Raw genomic sequence first — 25,346 nt, 5'->3', positions numbered from 1 at the left:
AGCGGCCCAGGCCGTTATGTTGGAGCTTGAGTGAACTGGGGGTGCGACATCAGTGACTTTAGAGACGGGTTGTCAAGGCCGTTCCACTATCGAGCCTTGCCCGCCCCACTCCAATCAAAACCAAAACCAAACTGCATCGCCGGCACCCACTTCGCGCATCCCTGAAAACTCAACGCAGCGCCGCCCACGGCGAACAACACTGGAATCAGAAAGTCGTGACTCAGCCGGGTAAATTCAAAGACGAGAACCACAGCCGTAATCGGCATTTGCATCGAGGCAGCCAGAAACGCCGTTGCGCCGACAACCGCAAAAGCACCTGACGAAGTGCCCGGCCAAAACAGGCTCCAGGCGCCACCGAGCACGATCGCCAACAACGCGCCGTTTGCGAGCCCAGGCGTCAACAAACCGCCCTCCGCTCCCGCCCGCAAACTACTCGCGGTAATCACCACCTTCAGTACCAGCAACATGGCCGCGAGACTCATCGTCAAGCCACCATTGAACGCCAGTCCCGCAGGACCTTTGCCATTGCCGAGCAGCTGCGGAAAGTGCATCGCGAGCACGCCGATAATCGCGAAGTTCAACAGCGACAACACCGGCAAACGCCAATCCTTCGGCGCCTCTGCACGCGCGCGCTTCGTCAGCTCGGTAAAGCCCCATGCCGCAGCACCGAGAATCGGCCCGCACACCACGGACCACACCACCAACGATGTGCTCACTGCCAGCGACGGCACCAGATATTGATGCTCGTTGCCCAGACCGAATTGCGCGATCAGCGCCGCCACCGCGGATGTCGCCACGGCAGGCACCAATGCTTTCCAGCCGAACGTCCCCAGCAGGACCTCGAGCACGAACACCGCGCCGCCGAGCGGCACGTTGTAGACGGCGGCCAGGCCCGCGCCGGCACCGCATGCGACCATGATCCGGCTCTGCTCGACCGATAACCCGGCGCGGTGCGACAGCCACCCGGCCAGCACCGAGCCGATCTCGCGCGGTGCGACTTCGCGCCCGAGCGGCGAGCCCAGCGCCACCGTCACAATCTGGAGCAATGCATGCACGATGGTGCTCAGCACGGGCATACGCGGATCGTCGGACTTGACGGCCTGGCGAATGCTGACGAGCGGCCGCCCGAAGCGGTACAGCAACCACCAGCCGAGCCCTGCCACCAGCCCGCACATCGTCAGGACGAGCACACGACGCTCAGGCGCGGCGTCGGTGACGCCTTGCAGAAAACTCTCGCTGCTGATCACGTGCGTCACGCTGTAGCCGTATGCGAGGTGCTGAATGGCGTGCAGCAGCAAGGCAAGCAACATGCCGCCGAGACCGGCGCCGATGCCGGTCAGCAACGTGACCGCGACCATTGCCGCAAGGGGGCTGCGCGCGCGCCGCCGTGGCTCCGAAGTGATTGATTTGACTGACATGGTGCGTCGACAGATGCGGAATTAATGGGATGGGAGGCATCTTATTCCGCGCCGCAACATGAATCAAATTGATTTTTCTGCTCGACTGATGCGTTATGCGCATATGTGATTCGCAGCAACCTCCTTCGACGGAAACCTCAACGCTTGAGCGCCCGAATCGGGCGAGCCGACGACACACGCATCCGCCGGCATCGCCCCACGCTTCGCTTTACCTCAGTTCACTGGCACGAAAAACAACGACACCACGCACGCAACGCCGACGAACCACACCAGCGAACGCAGCGATGCCAGATTCGCCACATACAGCACGCCATGCAGCACGCGCGTGACGACAAAAGCAATCGCCAGCCAATTGATCCACGGACTCGAACCGCCTGCCTGTCCCGCGACGACGATCGCAGCAGTAAACATCGCCAGTGCTTCCCACGCGTTCTGATGCGCGGCATGAGCACGCGCGCGCCAGCCGTCGAGGCCGGCGAGATAAGCGCGCGGCGCGCCATTGTCGTAGCGCTTGCTGACCTTCGCCAACATGGTCCACGGAAACGGCAGCAGCGCCACGATAAGCAGGCAAAGATGCGGAATCGTCATTCGTCAGTCTCCTTGTATGCGCGGCGCGAATGCCGCGAGCCGCTGTTATACCTGCAGGCCTGCGCCGCCGCCAACCTGAATCCCGCGAGAGCGACCTCTACCGGCACTCGAAACACGCAAGCCGGATTGGCCGAATTACCGCGCGTAGATGCGAAATTCATATTACAAATAACAAACAATTAGTCAGACACGATTAATACAATTATTACACTTACCAAACATTCACCATGCGTCGAGATTCAGCGTGAAATTCGTCCCAGGGATTAATACGGATAAACGCGGGTTCATTCATGCAAGCGTTTAACAGTCGGCGTACACTCGCTCGAAGCCCACCAACAGGGCGCACGGGGCTGCAGAGCCGCCCGTCGTCAGACACGGGTTATTGGGGACTCAGGAGAACAATCAATGAGCTGGACACGGGAACAGAGAAACGTCACGATCGCCGCCTATCTGGGCTGGACCCTGGATGCATTCGATTTCTTTCTAATGGTGTTCGTATTGAAAGATATCGCGGCGGAGTTCAATACAAAAATCCCGACGATCGCCTTCGGCATTACGCTGACCCTGGCGATGCGTCCACTCGGCGCATTGATTTTCGGCTGGCTCGCCGACAAATATGGCCGCCGTCCCACGCTGATGGTCAACATCGCGTGCTTCTCGCTGCTGGAATTGCTGTCCGGCTTTTCACCTAACCTGACCACCCTGCTCGTGCTGCGTGCCCTGTTCGGTATCGCGATGGGCGGCGAATGGGGGGTGGGCGGCGCACTGACGATGGAAACCGTGCCGGCGAAATCGCGCGGCATCGTCTCGGGTCTTCTGCAAGCCGGTTATCCGAGCGGCTACCTGCTCGCCTCGATCGTTTTCGGCGTCTTCTATCAATACATCGGCTGGCGCGGCATGTTCTTCGTCGGCGTGCTGCCGGCGCTGCTGGTGCTGTATATCCGCGCGCACGTGCCGGAGTCGCCGGCCTTCAAGACGCTCGAGAAGAAAGCGCATCTGGGTCTCGTCGCCACGCTCAAGCAGAACATCGGGTTGTCACTCTATGCGATCGTGCTGATGACCGCGTTCAACTTCTTCTCGCACGGTTCGCAGGATCTGTATCCGACCTTCCTGCGCGTGCAGCGTGGGTTCGACGCGCATACCGTGTCGTTGATCACGATCACGCTGAACATCGGCGCGATTTGCGGCGGTCTGTTCTTTGGGTACGTGTCGGAGAAGATCGGCCGCAAGCGCGCGATCTTCATCGCTGCCTTGATCGCGTTGCCGGTGTTGCCGCTGTGGGCTTTCTCGACCACGCCCGTGCTGCTCGCGGCCGGCGCATTCCTGATGCAGATCTCCGTGCAAGGCGCTTGGGGGGTGATTCCCGTACACCTGAACGAAATCTCGCCCGATGAAATTCGCGCAACGTTCCCGGGACTCGTGTATCAGCTCGGCAATCTGATCGCGTCGGTCAACGGCCCGCTGCAAGCGAGCGCGGCCGAAGCGCACGGCAACAACTATGCGCTGGTCATGGGTGTCGTGATCGGTATCGTGGCGGTGGTGATCGCCGTGCTGATTCCGTTCAGCCGCGAACGCCGTGGCGTCGACATGACGCAGTCGGCAAAACAGGTCGCAGCGCGTGCCTGAGGAAGTCCCCCGCCCCGAAGGAAGTCCGCTTGGGGAGTCGGTGGTTGGGGGATTGAAGGACAGCTTTAAGCGTTCGAACTAAACAGCTATTTCGCCCGCGCGTTATCGGGCACAATAGATACAAAGGCGGCTCGAACCGCCACAAAGCAACGCAACCGCAGAGCGAGCGCAAAGCAGGAACGCGCAAAGCGCTGACGTCAGAAAGCAAACGCAAGGCCAAACAAGTAGCAAGCAATACGAGGCCGTTCCGATTTCGATCGGAACGGCCTTTTTTATTTCCGCGCGGTTTGACGCGCCCGCGCACATTGGAAAGACGGACCTTCGTCAGGTCTTCTAGAGGAGTTAGTCCACACAGGGCCCTTGATCGCAGTCCCCATCCTTCTTTATCCTAAAAAAAACGGCTGTTTCAAATAATCATTTGAATCGCTTGTTTGCGGGCCGGATGCCCGGCAACTGGGAGACGCAACATGGCAGTTCGCACAACAGGCCGGCATGCCGGCGACACGAAGTCCCGCATCCTCGACGCCGCGGAAACGCTCTTCATCGAATGCGGCTATGAGGCCATGTCCCTGCGCCAGATTACTTCGCGTGCCGAAGTAAATCTCGCGGCAGTCAACTACCACTTCGGCAGCAAGGAATCGCTGATTCACTCGATGCTGGCGCGCCGGCTCGACCGGCTCAACCAGGAGCGGCTCAAGCTGCTCGATCGCTTCGACACCATGCTCGGCGAGCGTCTGACATGCGAGCACGTACTCGGCGCGATGTTCATTCCCGCGCTGCGGCTGTCGCGCGATCCGCGCGTGGGCGGCAAGGCTTTTCTGCGCTTGCTGGGGCGCGCTTATACGGATCCGTCGGCGTTCATTCGAGACTTTCTGAATGCGCACTACGAATCGGTGGCCATGCGCTTTTTCGAAGCGTTCCAGCGTGCGCTGCCGCATCTGCCGCGTGAAGAACTCGGCTGGCGCCTGCACTTCGCGATCGGCGCGCTGTCCGGGGTGCTGGCCGGCACGGATACCGACAGCCTGATTTCCGAGTTCTCGCAGGGCAAGTCGATGAACGACCTGCAACTGATCGCGCGTCTCGCTTCGCTGATGGTGGCCGCGCTGAAAGCGCCCCTGCCCGACAGCTCGCAACTGGCCACGTTCGCCGCCGTGCTGGGCGACGCCACCGAAGGCGGCCCCGAAGGCCAGATGGAAGGCACAAACCCTGCTACGGGTACACAACAAGCGTCAGGCGGGTTTGAACCGCCGGCGCCGGCCGCCTCGGACGGTGAACGCCGCGCTGGCAACGTGGAGGCGAGTTCGTTTCAGCCCGCGTTGCACGGCACGGCTTGAACCGAGCGGCGCGGGCGGCGCTGTCATAGGCCGTCCGCGCGCAAGCATCATGAATAACGCACATCCGAGCAGCACGTCCAAGTCCCGCACCTAAGCGACGTAACAGCAACGCCGCCAGTTAGAAAATCAATAGAACGCGAACCGTCCGCGAACCGTGGATGCGTCCGTACGCACCATCGAAACAGGAGGAAACGTCATGCCGTGGTTCATCCTAGTGCTCGTCATCGCCGCTCTCGCGCTCGTCTACGTTCAGGCGCGCGCCTCATGGTGGCTTGCCTTCATGATCGTCTGGGTGGCGGCCGCGCATGTCAGCGGAGCAGCGGGTCCGGTAGCGACGACGATGCTCTCGATCGTCCTCGTCCTCCCGGCCCTCGTGCTCACGATCAAACCGCTGCGCCGTGCGTGGCTCACGAAGCCGGTGCTCGACATCTTCCGCAAGATCCTGCCGGAGATGTCGCCGACCGAGCGCGACGCAATCGAAGCCGGCACCGTCTGGTGGGACGCCGAACTGTTCTCCGGGCGCCCGCATTGGGACACGCTGCTGGGCTATGGCCCGGCCACGCTCTCCGCCGAAGAGCAATCGTTTCTCGACGTCGAATGCGAGCATCTGTGCGATCTCGCGAACGACTGGGAAACCACCATGGTGTGGCAGGACCTGTCGCCGAAAACCTGGCAATACATCAAGGAACGCGGCTTTCTCGGCATGATCATTCCGAAGCAGTACGGCGGCAAGCAGTTCTCCGCTTACGCGCATTCGCAGGTCATCATGAAGCTCTCCACGCGCTGTTCGGCCGCCGCCGTTTCGGTGATGGTGCCGAACTCGCTCGGCCCGGCTGAACTGCTGATGCACTACGGCACCGAAGATCAGAAGAACCACTATCTGCCGCGCCTCGCGCGCGGCGACGATATCCCCTGTTTCGCGTTGACGAGCCCTTACGCAGGTTCCGATGCCGCCGCAATTCCCGATGTCGGCATCGTCTGCAATGGGACGTTTGAAGGCCGTGAAACGCTGGGTTTTCGCGTCACATGGGACAAGCGCTACATCACGCTCGGACCGATCGCGACCGTGCTCGGCCTTGCGTTCCGTGCGCTCGATCCGGACCATCTGCTCGGCCCGGATAACGAACCCGGCATCACCTGCGCGCTGATTCCGACCGACCATCCGGGGGTCAACATCGGCCGCCGTCACTGGCCGCTGAACGCGGTGTTCCAGAACGGTCCGAATTCGGGCAAAGACGTCTTCATTCCGCTCGACTGGGTGATCGGCGGCCGCGCGCAAGTCGGCAACGGCTGGCGCATGCTGATGGAGTGTCTCGCGGCGGGCCGCGCGATTTCGCTGCCGTCGTCGAATGTGGGGATGGCGAAGATCGCCGTGCGCGGCACCGGTGCCTATGCTGCGATTCGCCGTCAGTTCCGCACCGCCGTCGGCAAGTTCGAAGGCGTGCAGGAAGCGCTCGGCCGCATGGGCGGCAATCTCTACGTCATGGACGCCGCGCGCCGCCTGTCCGCGCAGGCGGTGGACCTCGGCGAGAAGCCTTCGGTGATTTCGGCGATCGCGAAATATCACATCACCGAACGCGCCCGCATGGTCATCAACGACGGCATGGACGTCGCCGCCGGCAAGGGCATCTGCATGGGGCCGTCGAACTTTCTCGCGCGCGCCTATCAACAGGTGCCGATTGCGATCACCGTGGAAGGCGCCAACATTCTCACGCGTTGCCTGATCATCTTCGGCCAGGGTGCGATTCGCTGCCATCCGTATGTGCTGAAGGAAATGGCCGCCACGCGCGAAACGGATCGCGCCAAGGCGCTGCGCGATTTCGATGCGGCCTTTTTCGGCCACGTCAGCTTCACGCTGTCGAACGTAGTGCGCAGTTTCGTGTATGGCGTCACGGGCGGCGCGTTCATCGCCAAGCCGCGCACGGCGTACGGGCCGCTGCTGTCGTACTACCGCGCGGCCACCCGTATCTCGACCGCGTTCGCGTTGCTCGCCGACGTCTCCATGTTCGTGCTCGGCGGCGATCTGAAACGGCGTGAACGCATTTCCGGGCGCCTGGGCGATGTGCTCTCCCAGCTCTATCTGATCTCGGCAACGCTCAAGCGTTTCGAAGACGAAGGCCGTCAGGAGGAGGATCTTCCGTTGGTGCGCTGGGGTGTCGAAGATTCGCTATACAAGGCACAACACGCGCTCGACGGCGTGCTCGCGAACTACCCGAACCGCCTCGCCGCGGGTCTCGTGCGCGTGCTGGCGTTCCCATTCGGCCTGCCGTATCGCGAGCCATCCGATCAGATCGGCACCGAGATTGCCGAGCTGATGCAAACGCCGGGCGCGGCGCGCGAGCGCCTCGTGTCCGACTCGTACGTGCCGCATCCGGATGTCGATGCGCTCGGCTACGGCGAACTCGTGTTCGCGTTGAACCCGCGCTTCACGCAGATCGAGCAGAAACTGCGCGACGCGGTCAAGCAAGGCCTGCTCGAACCGATGCCTCAGAGCCTGCCGCACCTGGCCGAGTGGACCGAGGCGGCACAACAGAAAGGCCTGATCGATGCCGACGATCGCCGCGTGCTCGAAGACTACGCACGATATGGCGCGCAAGTCGTGAAGGTCGACGACTTCCCAGCCGACTTCGATATGCTCGCCAACTTGCAAAAGCGCAAGGACGCGCTCGAAAAAGCGTTGGAACTCGCGGCCTGAGTGACTTAAAAAACATCCAGGCGGGGCAGCCCCAGATGCCTCAAACTGGGTGCACACTGACACACGTCCGACGTCCCCCATGGGGGACTTCCTTCAGGCGTGGCCAGCGGAGCAATAAATAATATGAACGACTCTTACCTGAACTTCGTCAATTCGCCGTTCGGCGCGCGGCTCGCGCGCTCCCTGGGCTTGCCGAAGCCCGAGGTGCTGAACCGCTATCGCGCGGACCGCCCCGAGTTCGACGGGCTGGTGGCGATCGGAGCGGGCCGCCAACCGCATCTGCTGGAGGCGCTCGCGAATCTGGTGACGAGCATCGGCGTGACCAGCGTCGCACATGAAAGCGCCGGCCTGTGGGTACCGCTCGCCAATCGCCATGGCCTGATGACGGGCCGTTTCGAACCGGCCGAGTCTGGTTCGCACGGCAAGCTCACCGCCCTGCTGTTCGATGCGAGCGGTATCGAAGACAGCAGCCAGCTCGAACCGCTGCACGGATTCTTCCACGATACGTTGCGCTCACTCGGCAAGTGCGGCCGCATCATCGTGCTGGGACGGCCGCCGGAAGCCTGCGCGACCCCGCGCCAATGGACCGCGCAGCGCGCGCTAGAAGGCCTCACGCGTTCGCTAGGCAAGGAAGCGCGGCGCGGCATTACCGCGAATCTTGTTTACGTCGAGCAAGGCGCCGAGAACGGCATCGACTCAACGTTGCGATTCTTTCTATCGCCGCGCTCCGCGTATGTGTCGGGCCAGGTGGTGCGCGTCGGCGTGCGCGCCGGTGCCGATGCGCTGCCGGCGTTCGACTGGAATCAGCCGCTCGAGGGCTTGCGCGCTGTCGTGACCGGCGCCGCGCGCGGCATCGGCGCATCGATCGCAAGCGTGCTCGCCGCGGAGGGTGCGCACGTTATCGGTATCGACATCCCATCGGCACGCGATGCACTCGATTCGACGATGCGTCAGCTGAATGGCACCGCCCTCGCCTTCGACATTGCCGCGCCCGAAGCGCCTGCACAGATTGCCGCAGCGCTCGACGAACAGGGCGTGGATATCGTCGTGCACAACGCGGGCATCACGAAAGACAAAACCATCGCGAAGATGACCGACGCCGCCTGGCAAAGCGTGATCGATATCAACCTGTCCGCGCAGGAGCGTATCGACGACGCCTTGCTCACGGCCGGCATCCTGCGCGACGGCGGCCGCATCATCGCCGTGTCGTCGATCAGCGGCATTGCCGGCAATCTCGGCCAGACCAATTACGCCACCTCGAAAGCCGGCGTGATCGGCCGGGTGCAAAGCATGGCGCCACATCTGCGCGCGCGTGGCATCACGATCAATGCGGTCGCACCCGGCTTTATCGAAACGCAGATGACAGCCAAGATTCCGCTGACCATCCGCGAGGCCGGCCGCCGCATGAATTCGATGAGCCAGGGTGGCCAGCCGGTGGATGTCGCGCAGACCATCGCGTGGCTCGCGCATCCGGGATCGGCAGGCGTGAGCGGCCAGATCGTGCGCGTGTGCGGACAAAGCCTGATTGGAGCGTGAGCATGGGTGAGCCGGGTGATCCGTTCAGGAGTGGTCACGCAGCGAGCGCGGCCCGTCCGAAGACCGTCGTCATCGAGCAGTTACCCGCGCCGGCGAAGCTGTACGCGCGCGCGTTGTCCGGCATCGTCAAACGCGGGCGCGACACACACTTGCCGGCGTTGCGCCTCGTGCGCCCCGCCGTGGCTCTCGACCCCGGCCCGATCTGGCGTTATTCGCGGGTCTGCGGCTTCATCCCCGAGCACGGCGTGCCGCTCACGTATCCGCATCTGCTGGCCTTCCCGATGCATCTGCTGATGCTGACCGACCCGGCCTTTCCCTGGCCGGCACTCGGCCTCGTGCATCTGGCGAATCATGTGCGGCTGCGCCGGCCGCTCGCCTACAAGGACATGTTGCGCGTCGAGGTGGAATTCGGCACGCTGCTGCGCCACGACAAGGGCCAGGCCTTTGTGCTGCATACGCGTATGTACCGCCGCGGCGAAGCGGTTTGGGACGGCGACAGCGTCTATCTGAAACGCGGTGTGGCGGCGAGCGGCAGTGCGCTCGATCCGCTGGAACTCGGGCACGACGCGCTGGAACGCATCTCACGCTGGCAACTGGCACCGCAACTGGGCCGCGACTATGCGAGCGTGTCCGGCGACTACAACCCGATTCATCTCACCGCGCTATCCGCGAAGGTATTCGGTTTTCCGCGCGCCATTGCGCATGGCATGTGGACACTCGCGCGTGCCGCCGCCGCCCTGCAACCACCGAAACCGCTCGCCGAGGCCACACTGTCCGCCGAATTCAAACTGCCGATGCTATTGCCAGGAGAAGCGTCGCTTTGGAGCGCGTCGCCTTCGCTGATCGAGCGCGACATCGAAGTACGCGATATTGCCGGCGAAAAACCGCATTTGCGCGGCCGAATGCAGTGGAAGCTGCGATGAACCGCCCATCGGCATTGCGCATGTTTTTGTCAGCGCGTGGAATTGAAGCCGTCTGCCAATCGTTGTTGAATTTGCAGAAACACCGAAGCAAAGAAGTCTTACGCACCAATCGCACCATTCAATAACCAGGGAACGACCCAAAGGAGCCGAGCATGTCCAACCCGCAGCCCGCCGTGCGCCGCGTCGCCATCATCGGCGGCAACCGGATTCCGTTTGCCCGCTCGAACACCGCTTACGCGACCGCGTCGAATCAGGACATGCTGACGTTCACGCTGCAAGGCCTGATCGACCGCTACAACCTGCACGGCGAACGCCTGGGCGAAGTGGCGGCCGGCGCTGTCATCAAGCATTCGCGCGATTTCAACCTGACGCGCGAATCCGTGCTGTCCACCACGCTCGCGAAGGAGACGCCGGCCTACGACGTGCAGCAGGCCTGTGGCACCGGGCTGGAAGCGGCCATTCTCGTCGCCAACAAGATCGCGCTCGGGCAGATCGAGGTGGGCATCGCGGGCGGCGTCGATACGACATCCGACGCACCGATCGGCGTCAACGAACGCATGCGCAAGATCCTGCTCGAAGCGAATCGCGGCAAGAGCACCGGCCAACGTGTCGGCGCGCTGACCAAACTGCGGCCGGGGATGTTTTTCAAACCGCTTTTGCCGCGCAACGGCGAGCCGCGCACCGGGCTTTCGATGGGCGAACATTGCGAGCTGATGGCCAAGCGCTGGAACATCTCGCGCGAAGCGCAGGACGTGCTCGCTTACGACAGCCACCGCAAGCTCACCGAGGCGTATGCGCGCGGCTTCGTCAACGATCTGATGACGCCGTACCGTGGCCTTGCGCGCGACAACAATCTGCGCAGCGATCTCACGCTCGAAAAACTCGGCGGTCTGAAGCCGGTATTCGATCGCGACGCGGGCACGCTGACTGCCGGCAATTCGACGCCGCTGACCGACGGCGCGTCCGCCGTGCTGCTCGCAAGCGAAGAATGGGCGACCAAACATGGTCTGCCGGTGCTGGCCTATCTGAGCTGGTCCGAAACCGCCGCCGTCGACTTTTTCGACAAGAAAGAAGGTCTGCTGATGGCGCCCGCTTATGCCGTGCCGCGCATGCTGGCGCGCGCCGGGCTCACGTTGCAGGACTTCGATCTGTACGAGATTCACGAAGCTTTCGCGGCCCAGGTGTTATGCACGCTCGCGGCGTGGCAGGATGACGAGTATTGCCGCACGCAGCTCGGTTTGCCTCACCCGCTTGGCGCGATCGATCGGGCAAAATTGAATGTGAACGGCAGCTCGCTCGCCACCGGTCATCCGTTTGCCGCCACGGGCGGCCGCATCGTCGCCGGACTTGCAAAAATGCTTGCACAACTCGACAAACCAGCCGGCACCGCGCGCGGGCTGATCTCGATCTGCGCGGCGGGCGGCCAGGGCGTAGTGGCGATTCTGGAACGCACACAAACAAATTAATCCATTGCTTCAGGAGACGACCGATGACTCAGCCCACGCAAGCCCCGCTCTCGCCCGCCGCCGGATCCGCACCGCTCGCGAATGCCGTGGACCAGACGCCCAGTGAGATGCCTGTTCAGGCGGCGAATCACGCGCCCAACACCGACGGCATCTGGTACGCCTCATATCCGGCAGACGTGCCGCATGAAATCGACGTCAACCAGTACGAATCGCTCGTGCAGTTCTTCGACGAATGCATCGCGCAGTTTCGCGAGCGGGTCGCGTATGTGAGTGTCGGCGCGAACATGACGTACGGCGAGCTCGGCCGCAAGGCGACCGCATTCGCCGCGTATCTGCAAAGCATCGGCGTGAAGCCAGGCGAGCGCGTCGCGATCATGCTGCCGAATACGTTCCAGTATCCGGTGTCGCTGTTCGGTGTGCTCAAGGCGGGCGGCGTGGTGGTCAACGTCAATCCGCTCTACACCGTGCGCGAGCTCGCGCACCAGTTGAAGGATAGCGGCGCGCAAACCATCATCGTATTCGAGAACTTCGCGAAAACCGTAGAAGATGCGCTGCCGGGCACCAAAGTGCAGAACGTCATCGTGACGGGCCTCGGCGATCTGCTCGCCGACGGTCTGAATCTGAAGGGACGTCTACTCAATTTCATGCTGCGCCATGTGAAGAAGATGGTGCCGGAATACAAGCTGCCGAAAGCGGTGCCGCTGCTCGAAGCACTCTCGATCGGATACACGCGGCCCCTGACGCCCGTGCGCCCCACTCACAACGACATCGCCTTCCTTCAGTACACCGGCGGCACCACCGGCGTGGCCAAAGGTGCGATGCTCACGCACCGGAACATTATCGCCAACCTGTTGCAGGCGAAGGCGTGGTCCGAGGGGCAGTTGAGCGGCGACATCGAAACGGTGCTCACGCCGCTGCCGCTGTATCACATCTATTCGCTCACCGTGAACGCGCTGATCTTCATGGGACTCGGCGGACGCAACATCCTGATCGCCAATCCGCGCGACATGAAGCGCGTGATGATGATCATCCGTCACGAGAAATTCACCGGCATGACGGCGGTGAACACGCTCTACAACGCGTTCCTCGACAACGAAGAGTTCTGCAAGCGCGACTTCTCGAACCTGAAGCTCGCGATGGCGGGCGGTATGGCCACGCAGAAGGCGGTCGCCGATCGCTTCAAGGCCGTCACCGGCAAGCCGATCATCGAAGGTTATGGGCTGACGGAATGCTCGCCGATCGTATCGATGAATCCGGTGGACCTGAGCAATATGCGCGACTTCGAAGGCTCGATCGGATTGCCCGCGCCGTCGACACAGGTGCGTTTCAAGAAGGACGACGATACGTGGGCCAACATCGGTGAAGCCGGTGAACTGTGCGTGAAGGGTCCTCAGGTGATGAAGGGCTACTGGAATCGCCCCGAAGAAACCGCCAAGGTGATCGACGACGATGGCTGGCTCGCCACCGGCGACATCGGCGTGATGGATTCGCGCGGCTTCATCCGCCTGATCGACCGGAAGAAAGACATGATTCTGGTGTCAGGCTTCAACGTCTATCCGAACGAAGTCGAAGACGTGATCGCCGCGCTTCCTGACGTGCGCGAAGTCGCCGCAATCGGCGTGCCCGACGCCGCGCAAGGCGAACGCGTGAAGGTGTTCATCGTCAAACGCAACCCGTCGCTGACCGCGGAACAGGTGATCGCCCACTGCCGCAAGAATCTCACGGGCTACAAGGTGCCGAAGCTCGTCGAGTTCCGCGAGGAACTCCCGCAAACCAACGTCGGCAAGATTCTGCGTCGCGCGCTGCGCGACGAGGAACTCGCGAAGCAAAAACCTGCCTGACAGGCAAGGCGCTTGACACCACCCCTTGCGCCATCCTTTCGGAGAGACTCATGAAGCACAGCAAGTCCGCACGCTCACGCCATTTGTGCCGATCGAGCCGAGCGAGCGGTTCGAACCGCTCGCAGGCCTTCATGCGCCTCACCCGTTTTTCGTCGGAGACTGCCACATTGAATGCGTTCCTGATCGCTTCATTACGTGCGGTTTCGTCACGGCGACTCCTGATCGGTGTGCTGGTAGCCAGCGCCGTTGCGATGACAACGCCGCCGGCGTTCGCACAGAACGACGACACGCCGCCGGCGCTCGACACCGCCAGCGCCGTCAAGGCGCCCACCACGCCGTCCTCGCAGGTCGGCAAGCTCACGCTGGATCAGCAGGTCAAGTGGCTGCGTGCCGCACAACAAAGCGGCGCAATGGAAAAGCTCGACGACGCGCAACTCGTTGCCCTGTTCCAGTCACTCGATCCGCTTGCGTTGCCGCGTTACATCAAGGAAGGACCGAACGGTTATCCGTCGTACGAGTTCATCATGTCGCGCTCGGAACGCATTCACGGCCAGTGGCCCGACAAACCCGATCACATGCTGGTGCGCATCGCCCACGACCCGTTGCGAATCTACGCGAAGTGGTTGCCTGACGGGGCGCACGCCGGTCAGGAAATCGTCTACGACGAGTCCAAACGCACCGACGAAATGTATGGCCACCTCGGCGGCATCATGAATGTGATGCCGCTGTGGACCTCGCTGAACGGCGCCCTCGCCCGCGCGCAATCGAACCACAAGGTGCGCGATCTCGGCACCGAGTACATTGCCGATCAGTACCTCGCCGAAGGCAAGAAATACATCGAAGCCGGCTTGCCGCGCTCGACTCAGGTGGAAGTGAAAACGATCGACGGCGTGCGCGTGGTTGCCTTCACCTTCGAAACGCCTAACGGCCAGCCACAGTTCTACGCCAAGAAAGAAACGCTCGGGCTGGATTTGCGGCATCCGTATTTCCGCACCGTCGAGTCTTATAACAACGACGGCAAAATCTTCGAGAAGATCGTCTTCGAAAGCATTACGCCGAAAACCTTCGACGACTCGACCTTCGATCCGAAGAACAAGGCTTATAAGTTCTAGCGGAGAAGGCGCGGCGTCAGCGCGAAGGCGACATGCGCAATAGGCCCCGCGTCCTGCTCGTAGCTGTGCTCGACCATGTGGACTGCGCGGGTAGCCAGTTCCTTGAGCACGAAATAATCGGATGCGCGTGTGAGGCCGATCAGCGAAGCGGGCGTTTGCGCGAGACGCGGTGCAAGCACCGTGTACCAGAGCGCGCCGATGTCGTCGCCGGTTTCGAAGGCGGGCAGCTTCATGTGTGCGACGTAGTCGGCGAATGCGGGGCCGCACGCGAGCGTCGAATCGATCACGGCGAGCGTGTCGTGACGAGCAGCAGCATGCGTGAGCCACGGCCACGCGCCACCTGCCGCAGTCGAAAGCCATGCGCCGGTCATCATGAAAGTGCGTCGGTCCATTGCCTTACGTATAACCCCGCCGGTCGCGCCACGCCGCCGGCCAGATCCCCTGCTTGCCCGGCGCGAGAATGCCGTGCGGGTCGAGTGCGTCCTTGATCGTTTCCGAGAGCCGCAGCAACGCGCCGTCGTTGAAACTGTACTGCGCCGCGGCGAAATCCATATAGGCGAGATGAGCACGATATTCGCCGTAACCCGCCGCGCGCGCATCGCTCATCAGCGAACGCAATAAAGCACCGGCCTGCTCGACCTGGTTCGCGTCGTTGCGGTCGAAGATTGCCGCGAAGATGTGATGCAAATGACGCACGCCCGCCGTAAAGCCGCCGTAGTAATCGAAGCCGTATTCCGCCGCGCGCGTCTTGACCATCGTGTACTGGCGCAGTGCGTCGCGCCCGGTCGCCGGACACACCGGCGCGAAGTCCACATGTGCGCCCGCGCCGCCGCGCCAGTCGAGCATGCGGAACGCGCTCATCGCCGGGATCCCGGCCAGGTTGCGATCACCGCCCGCGGTGGGTTGCGCATCGCCCGCATAGCGAGCGGCCGAGAGTCTGGCTTGTGGCACGCGGGCGAACGCGCGCTGCACGATCGCATAGCGTGCATCGATCAATTCGGGCGTTCCGTACAACGCGAAATGCAGATTCCAGCGGCCCACATTCAGCTTGTCGAGCATCGCCGCCACCGCATTCTCGGGCATTGCGCCTTTGCCTTGGTACCACTGCTGACGCGCCGACAGCCCCGCGGCCCGGCGCAAACCGCCTTCGATCACCGCGTTATTGCGGATCGTTTCATCGAGCCGCAATGGCCGCAAGATATCGACGATCGTTTCGAGATCCTCCTCGTGCCGGAACTGGATTTCGCCGAGCAGATACGCGGGAGGCGCAGGCATCAGCCAGACACCGAGCTTGGTGACGATGCCGTAGTTCGACTGCATGAACATCGCATCGAAGGAAGGCCCATAGCCCGGTTGGTACAATTGCCACGCGGTGCCGATTTCGATTCCGCCCATCCCGGTGCGCAGCACGTCGCCGTTGGCGAGCACCACTTCCATGCCGCACTGCGCCGCCGCGTGGTCACCGTACGCGGTATAGCCGAAGCCGCGCTCGAGCGTATTGCCGACCACGCTGCCCCACCCCGCTGCGGGCGGATCGACCCACAGCTTGTAGCCTTTATCGCGCAGATGCGCGTAGAGATCGAAGTAGCTGACGCCCGGTTCGACCAGCGCGTAGGCGAGCGTTTCGTTCACTTCGATAATGCGGTTCATCCGCTGCAGATCGAGCACCACCGAACCTGTCAGCCGCGGCGCAGCGCCACCGTACGCGAAGTTGCGTCCGGTCGAGACTGTCCACAACGGAATATGAAATTGATTGGCAATCCGCAACACCGCACGAATCTCGTCGACAGATGCGGGCAGCAGCGCGGCGGACGCAGAGAACGCTTCGCGCTCGCCGGGTGCAAACGGGTCGAGATACGCAGCGAGCCCGGCGGCCGAGGTCACCACCTGCGGCTCGCCGACAATCGCACGCCAGCCGGCGAGCGCGCGATCGAACTCGGTGGCGGAAACTTTTGGCGGCAAGCTGCGCGTCAAGATCTCTCCTTTGTGGCCATACGTGCGGGCAGCGGCAAGCTAGCGGTGCATCCCACCGCCGCCGTGCGACATGCCGCTCCACATGTGCGTCGACGCGCCGCCATGCCAGTTGCCGTGCGCCCCCATTTCATATGATCCATGTCCGTAGCGCACATGGTCCATGTGATGAAAATGATGGAAGCGGTCGACGAAAATGAACGATACACCAGCCGCGAATACCACCGGCGGCCCCCAATACCATGGATCGTAGTAATACACCGGAGCCGGGCTCAAGGCCAGCGCGGCGGCATCGTCTTCGACGATCTGCCAGCTGCCGTCCGGCTGCAGGCAAGCGCGGCCGCTGACCTGCTGCATGACGCCGTCGATTTCAGCCTGACCCACGACGAACCGGCACGTCGAGGTGTCATAGAACGATGCATTTGCGTCCGATTGCGCCTCGACCGGCGCCGCGCAGCCGGCGCACAGGCACAGACACGCTATGCCGGAACCCAGCCCTGTGCCGAACTGATGAAAAGTAAGCATGATTTCGCTGCCTCGACGCGCCGGCGTTGCGACTCGCAAAAAGCGTATCGGCACCGTGAAGACCCCGTCGGTTTGCCTCGCACTGGACCATGCCGTTCCGGCGCGCATCCAAGGCGGAACAGCATGGTCCTGCAGCGAGTAAACGAAGCGCCGCGCGACGCTATTCCGACGGCCGCCCGTGAGCGCCAGGCGTTTCTGTTACCGCGTGTTGCAGCGAGATCTTGTGGCCGGCGTTTTACATGCCCGAGCCCGGTGCTTGCCGCGCTTTCAGTGTTACTGCCAGTCCTCCGGCTTGCCGCCAAGCGCGCTGCACACCTCGATGGCGATCGAGCGCAGCTTGCCTTCCGCAATCGGTCCCGACAGCGCGTAGCCCATGCGGTCGTTGACCCAGTAGAAGGTCCTGCGGTTACCGTCGCGGAACAGGCGGAACGCGGTTTCGTCGCGCGAAATACCGGTGATGTACAACGTGAGCCGTGCACCGCTGGGATTCTCGTACATGAACTGCGCGGCCGGTCCCGCCTCGCCGGGCAACAATCGCCCGCCCACCAGCGAGTAACCGTACTCCTGCAATGACGGCACCGACAGCGGCCGGTTCAGGCGCTTGGACAGCCAGGCGATCAGATGCTCTTCCTCGCTCGCGGCGACTTCGACGGGATGACGCCGCTCGGGTGTGTACACCGCATAGGCGACGTCGGCACGCTCGGCAAAGCTCGGCGGCTGGCCGCCCAGACCGTTCCATGCGCCGCCCGTCAGACGCGGTGCGAGCGGCCCCAAGGCGAGCGCGAGACCCGCGCCCGCCGCAAGCCAGCAAGCCGCGAGGCCGACGCGTTGCCACCACGGAGTCGGCCGCCGCACCACGATGAAAGCGGGTTCATCGGCCGCGCTCTGCCCGACACTTCCACTGCGTTCATTGCGCTCGTGGCGTTGTGGCGCACCACACAGCGCCACGAGCGCCGCTTTCTGCGCGCGCCACGTGGCCACTCTCGCGGCAGCCTCGGGCTGCTGCGGCAGTTGCGCCTCGATCGCGGCGCGCTCCGCAGGCGGTAACTCGCCGTCGACAAAGGCCGACAGCGCTCGCAGATCGAGCCCCTCAGGCAAGCTGGAATCGTGGTCGTTGTTCATTACGGATTTCTCACTACTTTCAACGGCGGGACTTTACGCGCCAGTCCTTCAGCGCCCCCTTCAACCGGCCCCTCCGTCATCAGCACGCGCATGTGTTCCCGCGCCCGCGAGAGTCGCGACATCACCGTGCCGATCGGCACGCCAAGCGCCTTCGACGCTTCCTGATACGACAGTTCCTCCACGCAAACAAGCAGCAGTACTTCCCGTTGCTCGACCGGCAGGCAATACAGCGCGCGCTGAAGATCGCGCAGCACCAGACCGTCGACCTCGCCATGCGGCGCTTCGAGATTGCGCCACGGCGCGCTTTCGTCGTCGACGGCAATCTCGCGACGGCCGCGCAACTGATCGATGTAAAGATGCCGCAGGATCGTCAGGAGCCACGCACGCAGGTTGCTGTTCGGACGGAAAGCCGCCCAGCGCGCGAGCGCGCGCTCCGCCGTATCCTGCACGAGGTCGTCGGCCCAGGCGCGGTCGCCCGTCAGTGCGCGCGCATAGCGGCGCAACTGCGGGAGCCACGAAATAACTTCCGCTTCGAAATTCACCCGGCGTGGCAACGCTCAGTAGCCGCCGCCGCTGCCGCTGCTGGAGCCACCGCTGGTTCCTGAGGCGCTGCTATCGGTGGCGGAGGTGCAGGCGCTCGTTGCGAGCGAGCCTAGCGCGAGCGCCAGCAGTACGAAGACGGAGGAAAGAAGGCGGGATACTTTCATGGTGAGTCTCCTGATGAGTGGCCTGGCCGGTGCGCGCGAGCCGGCGACCCGATCGGCCACGTGCGATATGCAGCGCTGCCATGCATGACTTAACGTGAGCGGACTGCGATTTATTCCGCGTGCGACATTGGTTGCGCTATCTTTTTCCGCCATCCGCATCGGAACCGCCCGACGGTGGCCGAAGAAAGCGCTATTCGTCGGCAGATTCGTAACTCAACGTTACAGCTAATAGTTATCAGATGCTTATGTGCGCGCAAGCCGTTATAGTGGACGCAGTTCGCCCGCCGACGCGTTCCGCCCCCACACAGGGTAGAATCGCGGCGAACAACCGTCTTACTAACCTGAATTGTCCATGGCTTCCGCAGAATCGCATCCGCAAAACGACTTCATGAACGCTGCGCGCAAAGAACGAAAGCGCGTCGAGATCTATCTTGTCAACGGCATTCGCCTGACAGGGTGCATCGAGTCGTTCGATCAGTATCTGGTGATGCTGCGCACGCCTGTCGGCCTGCAAGGCATCTACAAGCGCGCGATCTCGACGATCCAGCTCGACACCGGCACGCGTCCGGCGCCGCGCGCCGGACGGCCTTCGCACGGCGAGCACACCACGCGTGGCCCGCACGGCTCGCGTGAACCGCGCGACCATCGTGAACCGCGTGAACCGCGCGAGTCGTATGGCGCGCCGTCTTCGGATCGCCCTGCGTCCGATCGTAGCACCAGTACGTCCGACGGTCCGGTGGTCGTAACACGCCGCCGACGTCTGTTCGGCACGGGCGGCGGCGACGGTGGCAACCATGGCGGTGGCAACCATGGCGGCGGCAATCATGGCGGCAATGGCGGCACCCCGAGCGGTAACGAATAAACCGCCGCCGCAGCGGCCGGCTACTCCGCCGGATGGCCGAGCCGCTGCAAAATCTTCTCCAGTCGCGTTACCTGCAAGTCCGTCAGTTCATATCCGCATTTGACCGCCAGCACGCGGCGCCGCCAGTACACGGCGTCCAGCATGCGCAGCGCCGGTTGTCTTGTTGCCCAATCCAGGTGTTCCAGTTCGGCTTCCACCACGTGTAACGCGTTGAAGCGCTGCGCGCGCACAGGGTTTTTTCGGTCCATGTCGTTTCGCTGCCTTGTTGTTCGCTGTTTTTTGTTGGCTCCCCTCTTGAGCTGGATGTTGCCCGTTCACGGTGATGCCGTGCGGTCTGCCTGGCGGTGCGGCCGGCGGATGCCTTTTTTTGTTTTCCGGGCGACACACTCAGAACGACTTGATGCGGAATGGTTTTAAGTTTTGCTTTTTGCCCGTTGTTTTCTGATCTGGTTTTCGAGGGTTTGGGTTTTGAAGGAAATGCTTACGGCGTGAGGGTCCGGGCCGTTCGGCGGATGCTCGCGTGGGCCCGCTTTGCGCTATGCTGAATTGTCGACTCTCTTCTAACGGAGCATGTCATGACTAAGCAGAAGCACCACGCAACTCAGCCTAAGGAATCAACGCAGCCGGCCGAGTCCGCGGATAGCCGACTCGATGAGGCACTCGAGGAGAGTTTTCCTGCTAGTGATCCGATTGCCGTCGATGTGAGTGAGCCACGGCACTTGCCGGAGGAAGGCGGAGCCTCGAGGGGGAAGAAGCGGCATTAGGGATGGTTTTTTTGCCTTGCGCGGGGGGTGTTTTCTGTGCGCTTGCGGTGTTGGCCTTTTCTTGTTTTCTTAGTGGTCTATTAGCGTTGCCCCTGTGCGGGGCGGCACTTACTTTCTTTGCCGCCGCAAAGAAAGATAAGCAAAGAAAGCGGCTCACACCGCCAGCTCATAAGCCGGTCCCCTGGCTTGGAGAGGGTAGTGGTGCATCTGGAATCCGTGCCCTCGCTCATTCAGCGTGAGTGACAAAGGGCTCGTCAGCTCCCGCTTCGCACTGCGTGCGTCGCGGATGGGTACGCATGGGAAACCGGAAGTGTGGGGGGCGCCGCTCTTGCGGCAGAGATGCCTCGGAAACGAGGCTTTTTTGCTGCGGGATAGATGACTTGCTTAGTGTACGGCTTATACGTTCGATGGGCCGGGCGGCGCTTTCAAAGCCGCCTCGCCCTCCCATCTTCCGGTCTCCCTGCGATCGCGCTCAGTGCGTCGGCAGGCCGGTTTCCAGTTGACGCTGCAGTTCGCGAACCTGACGCTGCGCGGCGCGCAGTTGGTCTTGGGCGGCCGCCTTCTGCTGCGCAAGCGCCGTTGCTTCGGCACGCGTCTGCTGCTGCTGGTTCGTGACAATCGTCTGCTGCTGATGCGCAACGTCAAGGTCAGCCTGCAAGCGGTTTGCACGGTCCTGCGACAACGCAATCATGCGCTCAGTGAACGCCTTCTGCGCTTCCAGCTGGGTGCGGCGAATCTCCACGTCCGACAGTTGCAGCGTCTGACGCACAAAATCCTTGTAGATCATGTCCGCACGTGTGGCGTCCTGCGTCTTGATGACGCGCCAGAAGTTCTTCTGCTGGAACAACGCCACGTAGTACGTCATCTCCTTGCCGTAAAACAGCAAGCTCGCTCCGTAGCTGCCGTTGTACGTCGTGCGCAATTCGCTTAGATCCGAGCCGCGGATCATCTGCTGCAATTCCGCAACATTGCCCGCGGCAGACTGCTTGGCTTCGTCCGGCGTCAACGCGCTCGTCTGCGCCTGTCCAGTGGCCGGCAAGGCCGTCGTCGTGCCCGGTTGGGAAACGACGCCGGCGCTCGATCCGCTATCCGGCAGAGCCTGCGCGTTCACGCCCTGCACACCCCCCATTACGATGAATGCAACCAAGGCAATCTGTCGTAGTTTCGACTTTCGGTCCATGTAAATCCTGCTTGAACAGTTTTTGTTTTAGTACAACCGTCTCATTATTACTCACTTTCGCGTGTTTCGGGCTCTTCATCAAAAATTTGGTACTTGCGCATCTTTTCCCACAAAACCTTGCGGCTGATGCCGAGATAAAGGGCCGTATCCTGGCGGCGCCAACCGTTTGCGTCGAGCGCGGCCAGCACGCGGTTGCGCTCGGCCATGTCCCATTTGCTGCGGTCCACCAGCACCTCCGCCGCGCTCTCGGCCGGCACCGGCTGGCTGGTGCGCGCAAGCGCGAGCAGTCGCTGCAGGCGCGCCGCGTCCCACGCGCCGATCTGGCGCACCGTCACCCCGATCCGCTCGGCCAGGTTGCGCAGTTCGCGCACGTTGCCGGGGAAATATGTGTCGGCCACCGCGTCGGCGAGCCAATACGGCAGGTCTGGTAACGCGGAGAGACGCTCGCTGCCGACGATCTGCGCGATGAAGGCCTTGAAGATCGCAATCTTGTCGACCGCGCCCCGCTCTTCGAGCGACGGAATCTTCAATTCGATCACTGCAAGCCGATAGTAAAGATCGGCGCGGAAGGTGCCGTCCTTGACCAGTTGCGGCAAATGTTTATTGGTCGCCGCCACCAGCCGGAAATCGAGCTTGACCGGCGTGGCCGAACCGATTCGCGTGACCGCACTGTCTTCGAGCACGCGCAGTAGCTTGACCTGCTGGTAAAGCGGCAGATCGCCGATTTCGTCGAGGAACAGCGTGCCGCCGTCAGACTGCTCGAAGTAGCCCTTGTGCGCGACCACCGCACCCGTGAACGAGCCTTTCGAGTGGCCGAAGAACAGCGATTCGAACAAACCGTCCGGGATCGCGCCGCAGTTCACCGCGACGAACGGCCCCTGGCCGTAGCGGGTATGCTTTTCGTGCAGCAGTTGCGCGATGCGCTCCTTGCCGACGCCGGTTTCGCCATGCACCAGCACGCTCGTGTCGCAGTCGGCAAAGGTGTCGACTTCGTGCAGCAGCGCCTGCATGCACTCCGAGTTGGCGATCATCGCATCCGACTCGTGCGTCTTGGCGCTGTGCGCGCGCAGTTGCAGCACCAGCTTCATGACCATGCCGCGCAATTCGGCGCAGGTGAAGTCGAGCGGCAGGATGTGCGAATAGTCGGACGGGTAAGTCGCCGGGTCATGATCGCGCGGCGCGGCGCCGACCCACACGACGGGAATGCCGTGTGCGGCCTGCCAGTCGCGCATGAGCAGCGCGCCGCTGTCGATCACTGAGACGCTGATGATCGCAAGCGAAGGCCGCAGCGCGGTCCGTTCAGGCGAGATCGCGATATCGTCCGCGCGGATCACTTCGACGTCGAAGCTCGCCATGCAGCGCGCGACCCGGTCGACGATGTCGGCCTTGCCTTCCCAGACGTAGATATCGAGTTCCTCGATTTTGGGGTTGGTTCTCATCTTGTCGTGGTTACGCTAGTTGACCAGTTGCGAGACGCCGCATGTCAGCGACAGGTCGTGAATTGTGCTGACGCCAATCTGCGCGCCGAGAAGTTGCAGCACGGGAACGAGGAGCGTGTCGAGGCCGCCGAGCGCGGGCGCAAGAACCTGGCCGAGCAACGTCACTATAGGTGAGGCAATCGGGCCCAGCGGCAAACTGATCCCCAGCGGCAGCCCAATGCTCAACGCGTTTGGCTGGGCCAGTTGAGTCCCGAGACCAGACAAAGCATTGGAAATCACTCCGCCTACCTGGTTCGAATTGGTCGACTGATATTCGTTGTCGACTACGCCATCGAAAGTCAGGTAGGTGGGTTGTGCCGGCGGATTAACCAGAGCGACCGAAGCCGCCGCCTGAACGGTCACTAGATTCGCCACGTTTATCAGCGTGGCGGGGTTGCTGCAGCTAAACGCTTGCGACGCCGACATATTGGCCGGCGGATCTCCGATACAGATATTCGCCAGCCCCGTCTGGACACCGATCACAGATTGGCTCGCCTGGCGCGTCGAAGCGCAGTTGGCCGAACTCAGGCCCGCGGTTCCCGGCGCCACCTCGACGTAAAGCGGCAGATTGACATCGATCGGAATCAGCGCCCCAAGCGCACCTAACGGCAGTGACGACGTGCCCAGAGTCAGTTTCAGGTACGCCCGCACCTGCGCCGAACGCGCACTGGTGACCCACGTCGTGCTGCTCCCGGGCGTCGTGCCGGCTTCCCCGATAGCCAGCACCGGTGGTTGAATCACCTGCACCTGCAAAGTCGTGCTGAGTCCTGGCAGGTTCAGCCCGGCCGCAATATTGATCGGCGGCTGTCCCTTCTGGGCGATCTCGGCGGCCACGACCAGCGCGTCCAGCGGGCTGATCGTCGCATCCAGCGCAGCTTGCGTATTGGCGAGGCCAAGCGAGAGCAACCCCGAAGCTGAAGAGCTGTCGCCGATGTTGAACCCCCCGGGCACGTTTGCGCTCACCACTGTTTGCAGCGCGCCGATGCTGGAGCTCAAGTTAGCATTGACGATCGACGTCTGCTGCAGCGCGGTCACCATCAGATTGGCAAGACTGCCCACCGTGACCGGAAGCTTGAGTAGTCCGTCGACCGTGCCCGCGTTGGCCGCCACCACCAAATCACGCACCTTGATCCGTGCAGTGGCCAAACCGCAGTACGACACCGCATCTAGCTGCAGATTGACACCAAGCAGGCCGCCAAGAATGCTGTTCAGGGTACTGGAGGAAGCCGTGCATCCGCTACTGCCCACCGAAATCAACGAGGTTCCGATCGTGAACGTGCCGACGTTCGTCGCTTTCGCCGTCGCCGATGCTTGTACGTTACGCGCCGGCCCAAGAAAAAAGTACGGGACCGATTGGCCGACGGTGACATTCACCGCGTTGATCGGTGAACCCGTTCCGTCGGTCGGAGGAGTAGTCAGCGTCGTGCTGGTCGCCGGGTCCCATCTGCCGCACGACACCGCAACGGTGCCGTTGGTCGGCAGACCATTAGTCGTCGCGTTTTGCGTGGCCGCTGCGGTTGCCGCGGAGCAACCACCCGCGCTGGCGACCAGTTGCACGCCCGCCGCAGCCGCCAGATCCGCCGTGCGCTGCAACTGCCTGCGCACGAAAAACACATTGCCGATGTCGATCGCGCCGAGCGCCGCAATCGCGATGCTCAACCAGATCACCGCCAGAACCGCGATCGCGCCATGCTGGCGGCGCGCGCCAGGCATCGACGCGCCGCCACGCCGCGCACGAAACGAGCGCGGATAGTGAGCGGACGCGGCAAAGGTCGAGGGTTGGCGCATGTCAGTTCGAACCGCCGCCAGGACCCGTCCCGCTGGTGACGCCCATCGCGCCACCGCTGCCGCCACCGCCACCGTTGCCGCTGCCGGTATTCAGCGCGGACCCGTACAGGTCGGGAATCTTGCTCTTGAACGATTCCATGTAGCGACGATAGGCAAGCCCGGCCTCGGCGCCGAGCATCGGCAGCGCGGGCGCGGCTTCCGTGTTGCTGCTTTGCAGGTCGAGCCATGCGCGGGTCGAGTGACCCACTTCGCTCGCCTGGACCGGCGGCTGCGCGCTCTGTGCCGGCTGAGCGGCGTCGCCTGTCTGCGCAACCGCTGAAGCCGTCACGCCTAGCGCGATGCCCGTCGTCACACCGAAGCACAGCACCGATGCCTTCCAGCCTCGCTTCGCTGTTCTGCTATTCATCTCG

General features: G+C 62.7%; 22 protein-coding genes. 9 read left to right on the top strand and 13 right to left on the bottom strand.

Annotated elements, in window-relative coordinates:
* Window positions 1–86: 86 nt before the first annotated feature.
* Both KHO31_RS05425 and KHO31_RS05420 read right to left on the bottom strand, forming a co-directional pair.
* Window positions 87–1,418: a chloride channel protein gene (locus tag KHO31_RS05425; RefSeq protein WP_211622862.1), complete on the bottom strand. Its 1,332-nt coding sequence runs from the start codon at window positions 1,416–1,418 to the stop codon at window positions 87–89.
* A 213-nt stretch (window positions 1,419–1,631) separates the two neighbouring features.
* Window positions 1,632–2,006, bottom strand: coding sequence for an MAPEG family protein (locus KHO31_RS05420; RefSeq protein WP_211622860.1), 375 nt, complete (start codon window positions 2,004–2,006; stop codon window positions 1,632–1,634).
* Between the two features lie 405 nt (window positions 2,007–2,411).
* Between KHO31_RS05420 and KHO31_RS05415 the strand changes: the two genes are divergently transcribed.
* The 8 genes from KHO31_RS05415 to KHO31_RS05380 all read left to right on the top strand — a co-directional run bounded on the left by KHO31_RS05415 (window position 2,412) and on the right by KHO31_RS05380 (window position 14,539).
* Window positions 2,412–3,632, top strand: a complete 1,221-nt coding sequence (locus KHO31_RS05415) for an MFS transporter (RefSeq protein ID WP_211622858.1) — start codon at window positions 2,412–2,414, stop codon at window positions 3,630–3,632.
* 467 nt (window positions 3,633–4,099) lie between these two features.
* Entirely contained in the window at window positions 4,100–4,966 is an 867-nt protein-coding gene (locus KHO31_RS05410) for a TetR/AcrR family transcriptional regulator (protein WP_201083832.1), read from the top strand.
* Between the two features lie 196 nt (window positions 4,967–5,162).
* The gene (locus tag KHO31_RS05405; RefSeq protein WP_201085679.1) at window positions 5,163–7,661 is read left to right on the top strand and encodes an acyl-CoA dehydrogenase; all 2,499 of its coding nucleotides are present in this window, start codon (window positions 5,163–5,165) and stop codon (window positions 7,659–7,661) included.
* Window positions 7,662–7,784: 123 nt separating this feature from the next.
* Window positions 7,785–9,197 (top strand): 3-oxoacyl-ACP reductase, encoded by a 1,413-nt coding sequence (locus KHO31_RS05400; RefSeq protein WP_201085678.1) that lies wholly within the window; start codon window positions 7,785–7,787, stop codon window positions 9,195–9,197.
* 2 nt (window positions 9,198–9,199) lie between these two features.
* The gene (locus tag KHO31_RS05395; protein WP_201083829.1) at window positions 9,200–10,120 is read left to right on the top strand and encodes a MaoC/PaaZ C-terminal domain-containing protein; all 921 of its coding nucleotides are present in this window, start codon (window positions 9,200–9,202) and stop codon (window positions 10,118–10,120) included.
* A 152-nt stretch (window positions 10,121–10,272) separates the two neighbouring features.
* Complete coding sequence (locus tag KHO31_RS05390; protein WP_211622856.1) at window positions 10,273–11,586, top strand: acetyl-CoA C-acetyltransferase; 1,314 nt, start codon at window positions 10,273–10,275, stop codon at window positions 11,584–11,586.
* A 23-nt stretch (window positions 11,587–11,609) separates the two neighbouring features.
* On the top strand, window positions 11,610–13,427 hold the full coding sequence (locus KHO31_RS05385) for an AMP-binding protein (RefSeq protein WP_236071099.1): 1,818 nt from the start codon (window positions 11,610–11,612) through the stop codon (window positions 13,425–13,427).
* A gap of 251 nt (window positions 13,428–13,678) precedes the next feature.
* Window positions 13,679–14,539, top strand: a complete 861-nt coding sequence (locus tag KHO31_RS05380; RefSeq protein WP_236071119.1) for a DUF1571 domain-containing protein — start codon at window positions 13,679–13,681, stop codon at window positions 14,537–14,539.
* On the opposite strand, the gene KHO31_RS05375 is transcribed toward KHO31_RS05380, so the two are convergent.
* The 6 genes from KHO31_RS05375 to KHO31_RS05350 form a co-directional block, all read right to left on the bottom strand.
* Window positions 14,536–14,931 (bottom strand): hypothetical protein, encoded by a 396-nt coding sequence (locus tag KHO31_RS05375; protein WP_201083826.1) that lies wholly within the window; start codon window positions 14,929–14,931, stop codon window positions 14,536–14,538. The genes KHO31_RS05380 and KHO31_RS05375 overlap by 4 nt on opposite strands.
* Window positions 14,932–14,935: 4 nt before the next feature.
* The gene (locus KHO31_RS05370) at window positions 14,936–16,513 is read right to left on the bottom strand and encodes an FAD-binding oxidoreductase (RefSeq protein WP_201122253.1); all 1,578 of its coding nucleotides are present in this window, start codon (window positions 16,511–16,513) and stop codon (window positions 14,936–14,938) included.
* 39 nt (window positions 16,514–16,552) lie between these two features.
* The gene (locus tag KHO31_RS05365; RefSeq protein WP_201083824.1) at window positions 16,553–17,035 is read right to left on the bottom strand and encodes a hypothetical protein; all 483 of its coding nucleotides are present in this window, start codon (window positions 17,033–17,035) and stop codon (window positions 16,553–16,555) included.
* 273 nt (window positions 17,036–17,308) lie between these two features.
* Window positions 17,309–18,157, bottom strand: a complete 849-nt coding sequence (locus KHO31_RS05360; RefSeq protein ID WP_201085674.1) for an anti-sigma factor family protein — start codon at window positions 18,155–18,157, stop codon at window positions 17,309–17,311.
* On the bottom strand, window positions 18,157–18,699 hold the full coding sequence (locus tag KHO31_RS05355) for a sigma-70 family RNA polymerase sigma factor (RefSeq protein ID WP_201083822.1): 543 nt from the start codon (window positions 18,697–18,699) through the stop codon (window positions 18,157–18,159). The genes KHO31_RS05360 and KHO31_RS05355 overlap by 1 nt, the downstream gene beginning before the upstream one ends.
* Before the next feature lie 15 nt (window positions 18,700–18,714).
* Window positions 18,715–18,864, bottom strand: a complete 150-nt coding sequence (locus KHO31_RS05350) for a hypothetical protein (protein WP_201083821.1) — start codon at window positions 18,862–18,864, stop codon at window positions 18,715–18,717.
* Between the two features lie 352 nt (window positions 18,865–19,216).
* Between KHO31_RS05350 and hfq the strand changes: the two genes are divergently transcribed.
* A complete protein-coding gene (gene hfq, locus KHO31_RS05345) occupies window positions 19,217–19,726 on the top strand; it encodes an RNA chaperone Hfq (protein WP_201083820.1) in 510 nt (169 codons plus the stop codon).
* A 20-nt stretch (window positions 19,727–19,746) separates the two neighbouring features.
* On the opposite strand, the gene KHO31_RS05340 is transcribed toward hfq, so the two are convergent.
* The 5 genes from KHO31_RS05340 to KHO31_RS05320 all read right to left on the bottom strand — a co-directional run bounded on the left by KHO31_RS05340 (window position 19,747) and on the right by KHO31_RS05320 (window position 25,342).
* On the bottom strand, window positions 19,747–19,974 hold the full coding sequence (locus KHO31_RS05340; protein ID WP_201083815.1) for a hypothetical protein: 228 nt from the start codon (window positions 19,972–19,974) through the stop codon (window positions 19,747–19,749).
* Window positions 19,975–20,962: 988 nt separating this feature from the next.
* On the bottom strand, window positions 20,963–21,670 hold the full coding sequence (locus KHO31_RS05335) for a DUF2968 domain-containing protein (RefSeq protein ID WP_201083814.1): 708 nt from the start codon (window positions 21,668–21,670) through the stop codon (window positions 20,963–20,965).
* Between the two features lie 47 nt (window positions 21,671–21,717).
* Window positions 21,718–23,109, bottom strand: a complete 1,392-nt coding sequence (locus KHO31_RS05330) for a sigma 54-interacting transcriptional regulator (RefSeq protein WP_093632485.1) — start codon at window positions 23,107–23,109, stop codon at window positions 21,718–21,720.
* A gap of 15 nt (window positions 23,110–23,124) precedes the next feature.
* Window positions 23,125–24,936, bottom strand: coding sequence for a TadG family pilus assembly protein (locus KHO31_RS05325; protein ID WP_236061300.1), 1,812 nt, complete (start codon window positions 24,934–24,936; stop codon window positions 23,125–23,127).
* 1 nt (window position 24,937) lies between these two features.
* On the bottom strand, window positions 24,938–25,342 hold the full coding sequence (locus KHO31_RS05320; RefSeq protein ID WP_201083813.1) for a DUF3613 domain-containing protein: 405 nt from the start codon (window positions 25,340–25,342) through the stop codon (window positions 24,938–24,940).
* Window positions 25,343–25,346: the final 4 nt, after the last annotated feature.

Source organism: Paraburkholderia domus (assembly GCF_905220705.1).
In the GTDB taxonomy this organism is placed as follows: domain Bacteria; phylum Pseudomonadota; class Gammaproteobacteria; order Burkholderiales; family Burkholderiaceae; genus Paraburkholderia; species Paraburkholderia domus.
This window is presented reverse-complemented; position numbering and strand designations above follow the sequence as displayed.

What these genes read in the sequence shown, in the direction of transcription:
- KHO31_RS05390 (WP_211622856.1), top strand. Translation starts at nt 10,273, where the DNA reads ATGTCCAACCCGCAGCCCGCCGTGCGCCGCGTCGCCATCATCGGCGGC.
- KHO31_RS05320 (WP_201083813.1), bottom strand. Translation starts at nt 25,342, where the DNA reads ATGAATAGCAGAACAGCGAAGCGAGGCTGGAAGGCATCGGTGCTGTGC.
- KHO31_RS05375 (WP_201083826.1), bottom strand. Translation starts at nt 14,931, where the DNA reads ATGGACCGACGCACTTTCATGATGACCGGCGCATGGCTTTCGACTGCG.
- KHO31_RS05420 (WP_211622860.1), bottom strand. Translation starts at nt 2,006, where the DNA reads ATGACGATTCCGCATCTTTGCCTGCTTATCGTGGCGCTGCTGCCGTTT.
- KHO31_RS05400 (WP_201085678.1), top strand. Translation starts at nt 7,785, where the DNA reads ATGAACGACTCTTACCTGAACTTCGTCAATTCGCCGTTCGGCGCGCGG.
- KHO31_RS05385 (WP_236071099.1), top strand. Translation starts at nt 11,610, where the DNA reads ATGACTCAGCCCACGCAAGCCCCGCTCTCGCCCGCCGCCGGATCCGCA.
- KHO31_RS05415 (WP_211622858.1), top strand. Translation starts at nt 2,412, where the DNA reads ATGAGCTGGACACGGGAACAGAGAAACGTCACGATCGCCGCCTATCTG.
- KHO31_RS05340 (WP_201083815.1), bottom strand. Translation starts at nt 19,974, where the DNA reads ATGGACCGAAAAAACCCTGTGCGCGCGCAGCGCTTCAACGCGTTACAC.
- KHO31_RS05410 (WP_201083832.1), top strand. Translation starts at nt 4,100, where the DNA reads ATGGCAGTTCGCACAACAGGCCGGCATGCCGGCGACACGAAGTCCCGC.
- KHO31_RS05395 (WP_201083829.1), top strand. Translation starts at nt 9,200, where the DNA reads ATGGGTGAGCCGGGTGATCCGTTCAGGAGTGGTCACGCAGCGAGCGCG.
- KHO31_RS05360 (WP_201085674.1), bottom strand. Translation starts at nt 18,157, where the DNA reads ATGAACAACGACCACGATTCCAGCTTGCCTGAGGGGCTCGATCTGCGA.
- KHO31_RS05405 (WP_201085679.1), top strand. Translation starts at nt 5,163, where the DNA reads ATGCCGTGGTTCATCCTAGTGCTCGTCATCGCCGCTCTCGCGCTCGTC.
- hfq (WP_201083820.1), top strand. Translation starts at nt 19,217, where the DNA reads ATGGCTTCCGCAGAATCGCATCCGCAAAACGACTTCATGAACGCTGCG.
- KHO31_RS05325 (WP_236061300.1), bottom strand. Translation starts at nt 24,936, where the DNA reads ATGCGCCAACCCTCGACCTTTGCCGCGTCCGCTCACTATCCGCGCTCG.
- KHO31_RS05365 (WP_201083824.1), bottom strand. Translation starts at nt 17,035, where the DNA reads ATGCTTACTTTTCATCAGTTCGGCACAGGGCTGGGTTCCGGCATAGCG.
- KHO31_RS05330 (WP_093632485.1), bottom strand. Translation starts at nt 23,109, where the DNA reads ATGAGAACCAACCCCAAAATCGAGGAACTCGATATCTACGTCTGGGAA.
- KHO31_RS05335 (WP_201083814.1), bottom strand. Translation starts at nt 21,670, where the DNA reads ATGGACCGAAAGTCGAAACTACGACAGATTGCCTTGGTTGCATTCATC.
- KHO31_RS05380 (WP_236071119.1), top strand. Translation starts at nt 13,679, where the DNA reads ATGACAACGCCGCCGGCGTTCGCACAGAACGACGACACGCCGCCGGCG.
- KHO31_RS05425 (WP_211622862.1), bottom strand. Translation starts at nt 1,418, where the DNA reads ATGTCAGTCAAATCAATCACTTCGGAGCCACGGCGGCGCGCGCGCAGC.
- KHO31_RS05350 (WP_201083821.1), bottom strand. Translation starts at nt 18,864, where the DNA reads ATGAAAGTATCCCGCCTTCTTTCCTCCGTCTTCGTACTGCTGGCGCTC.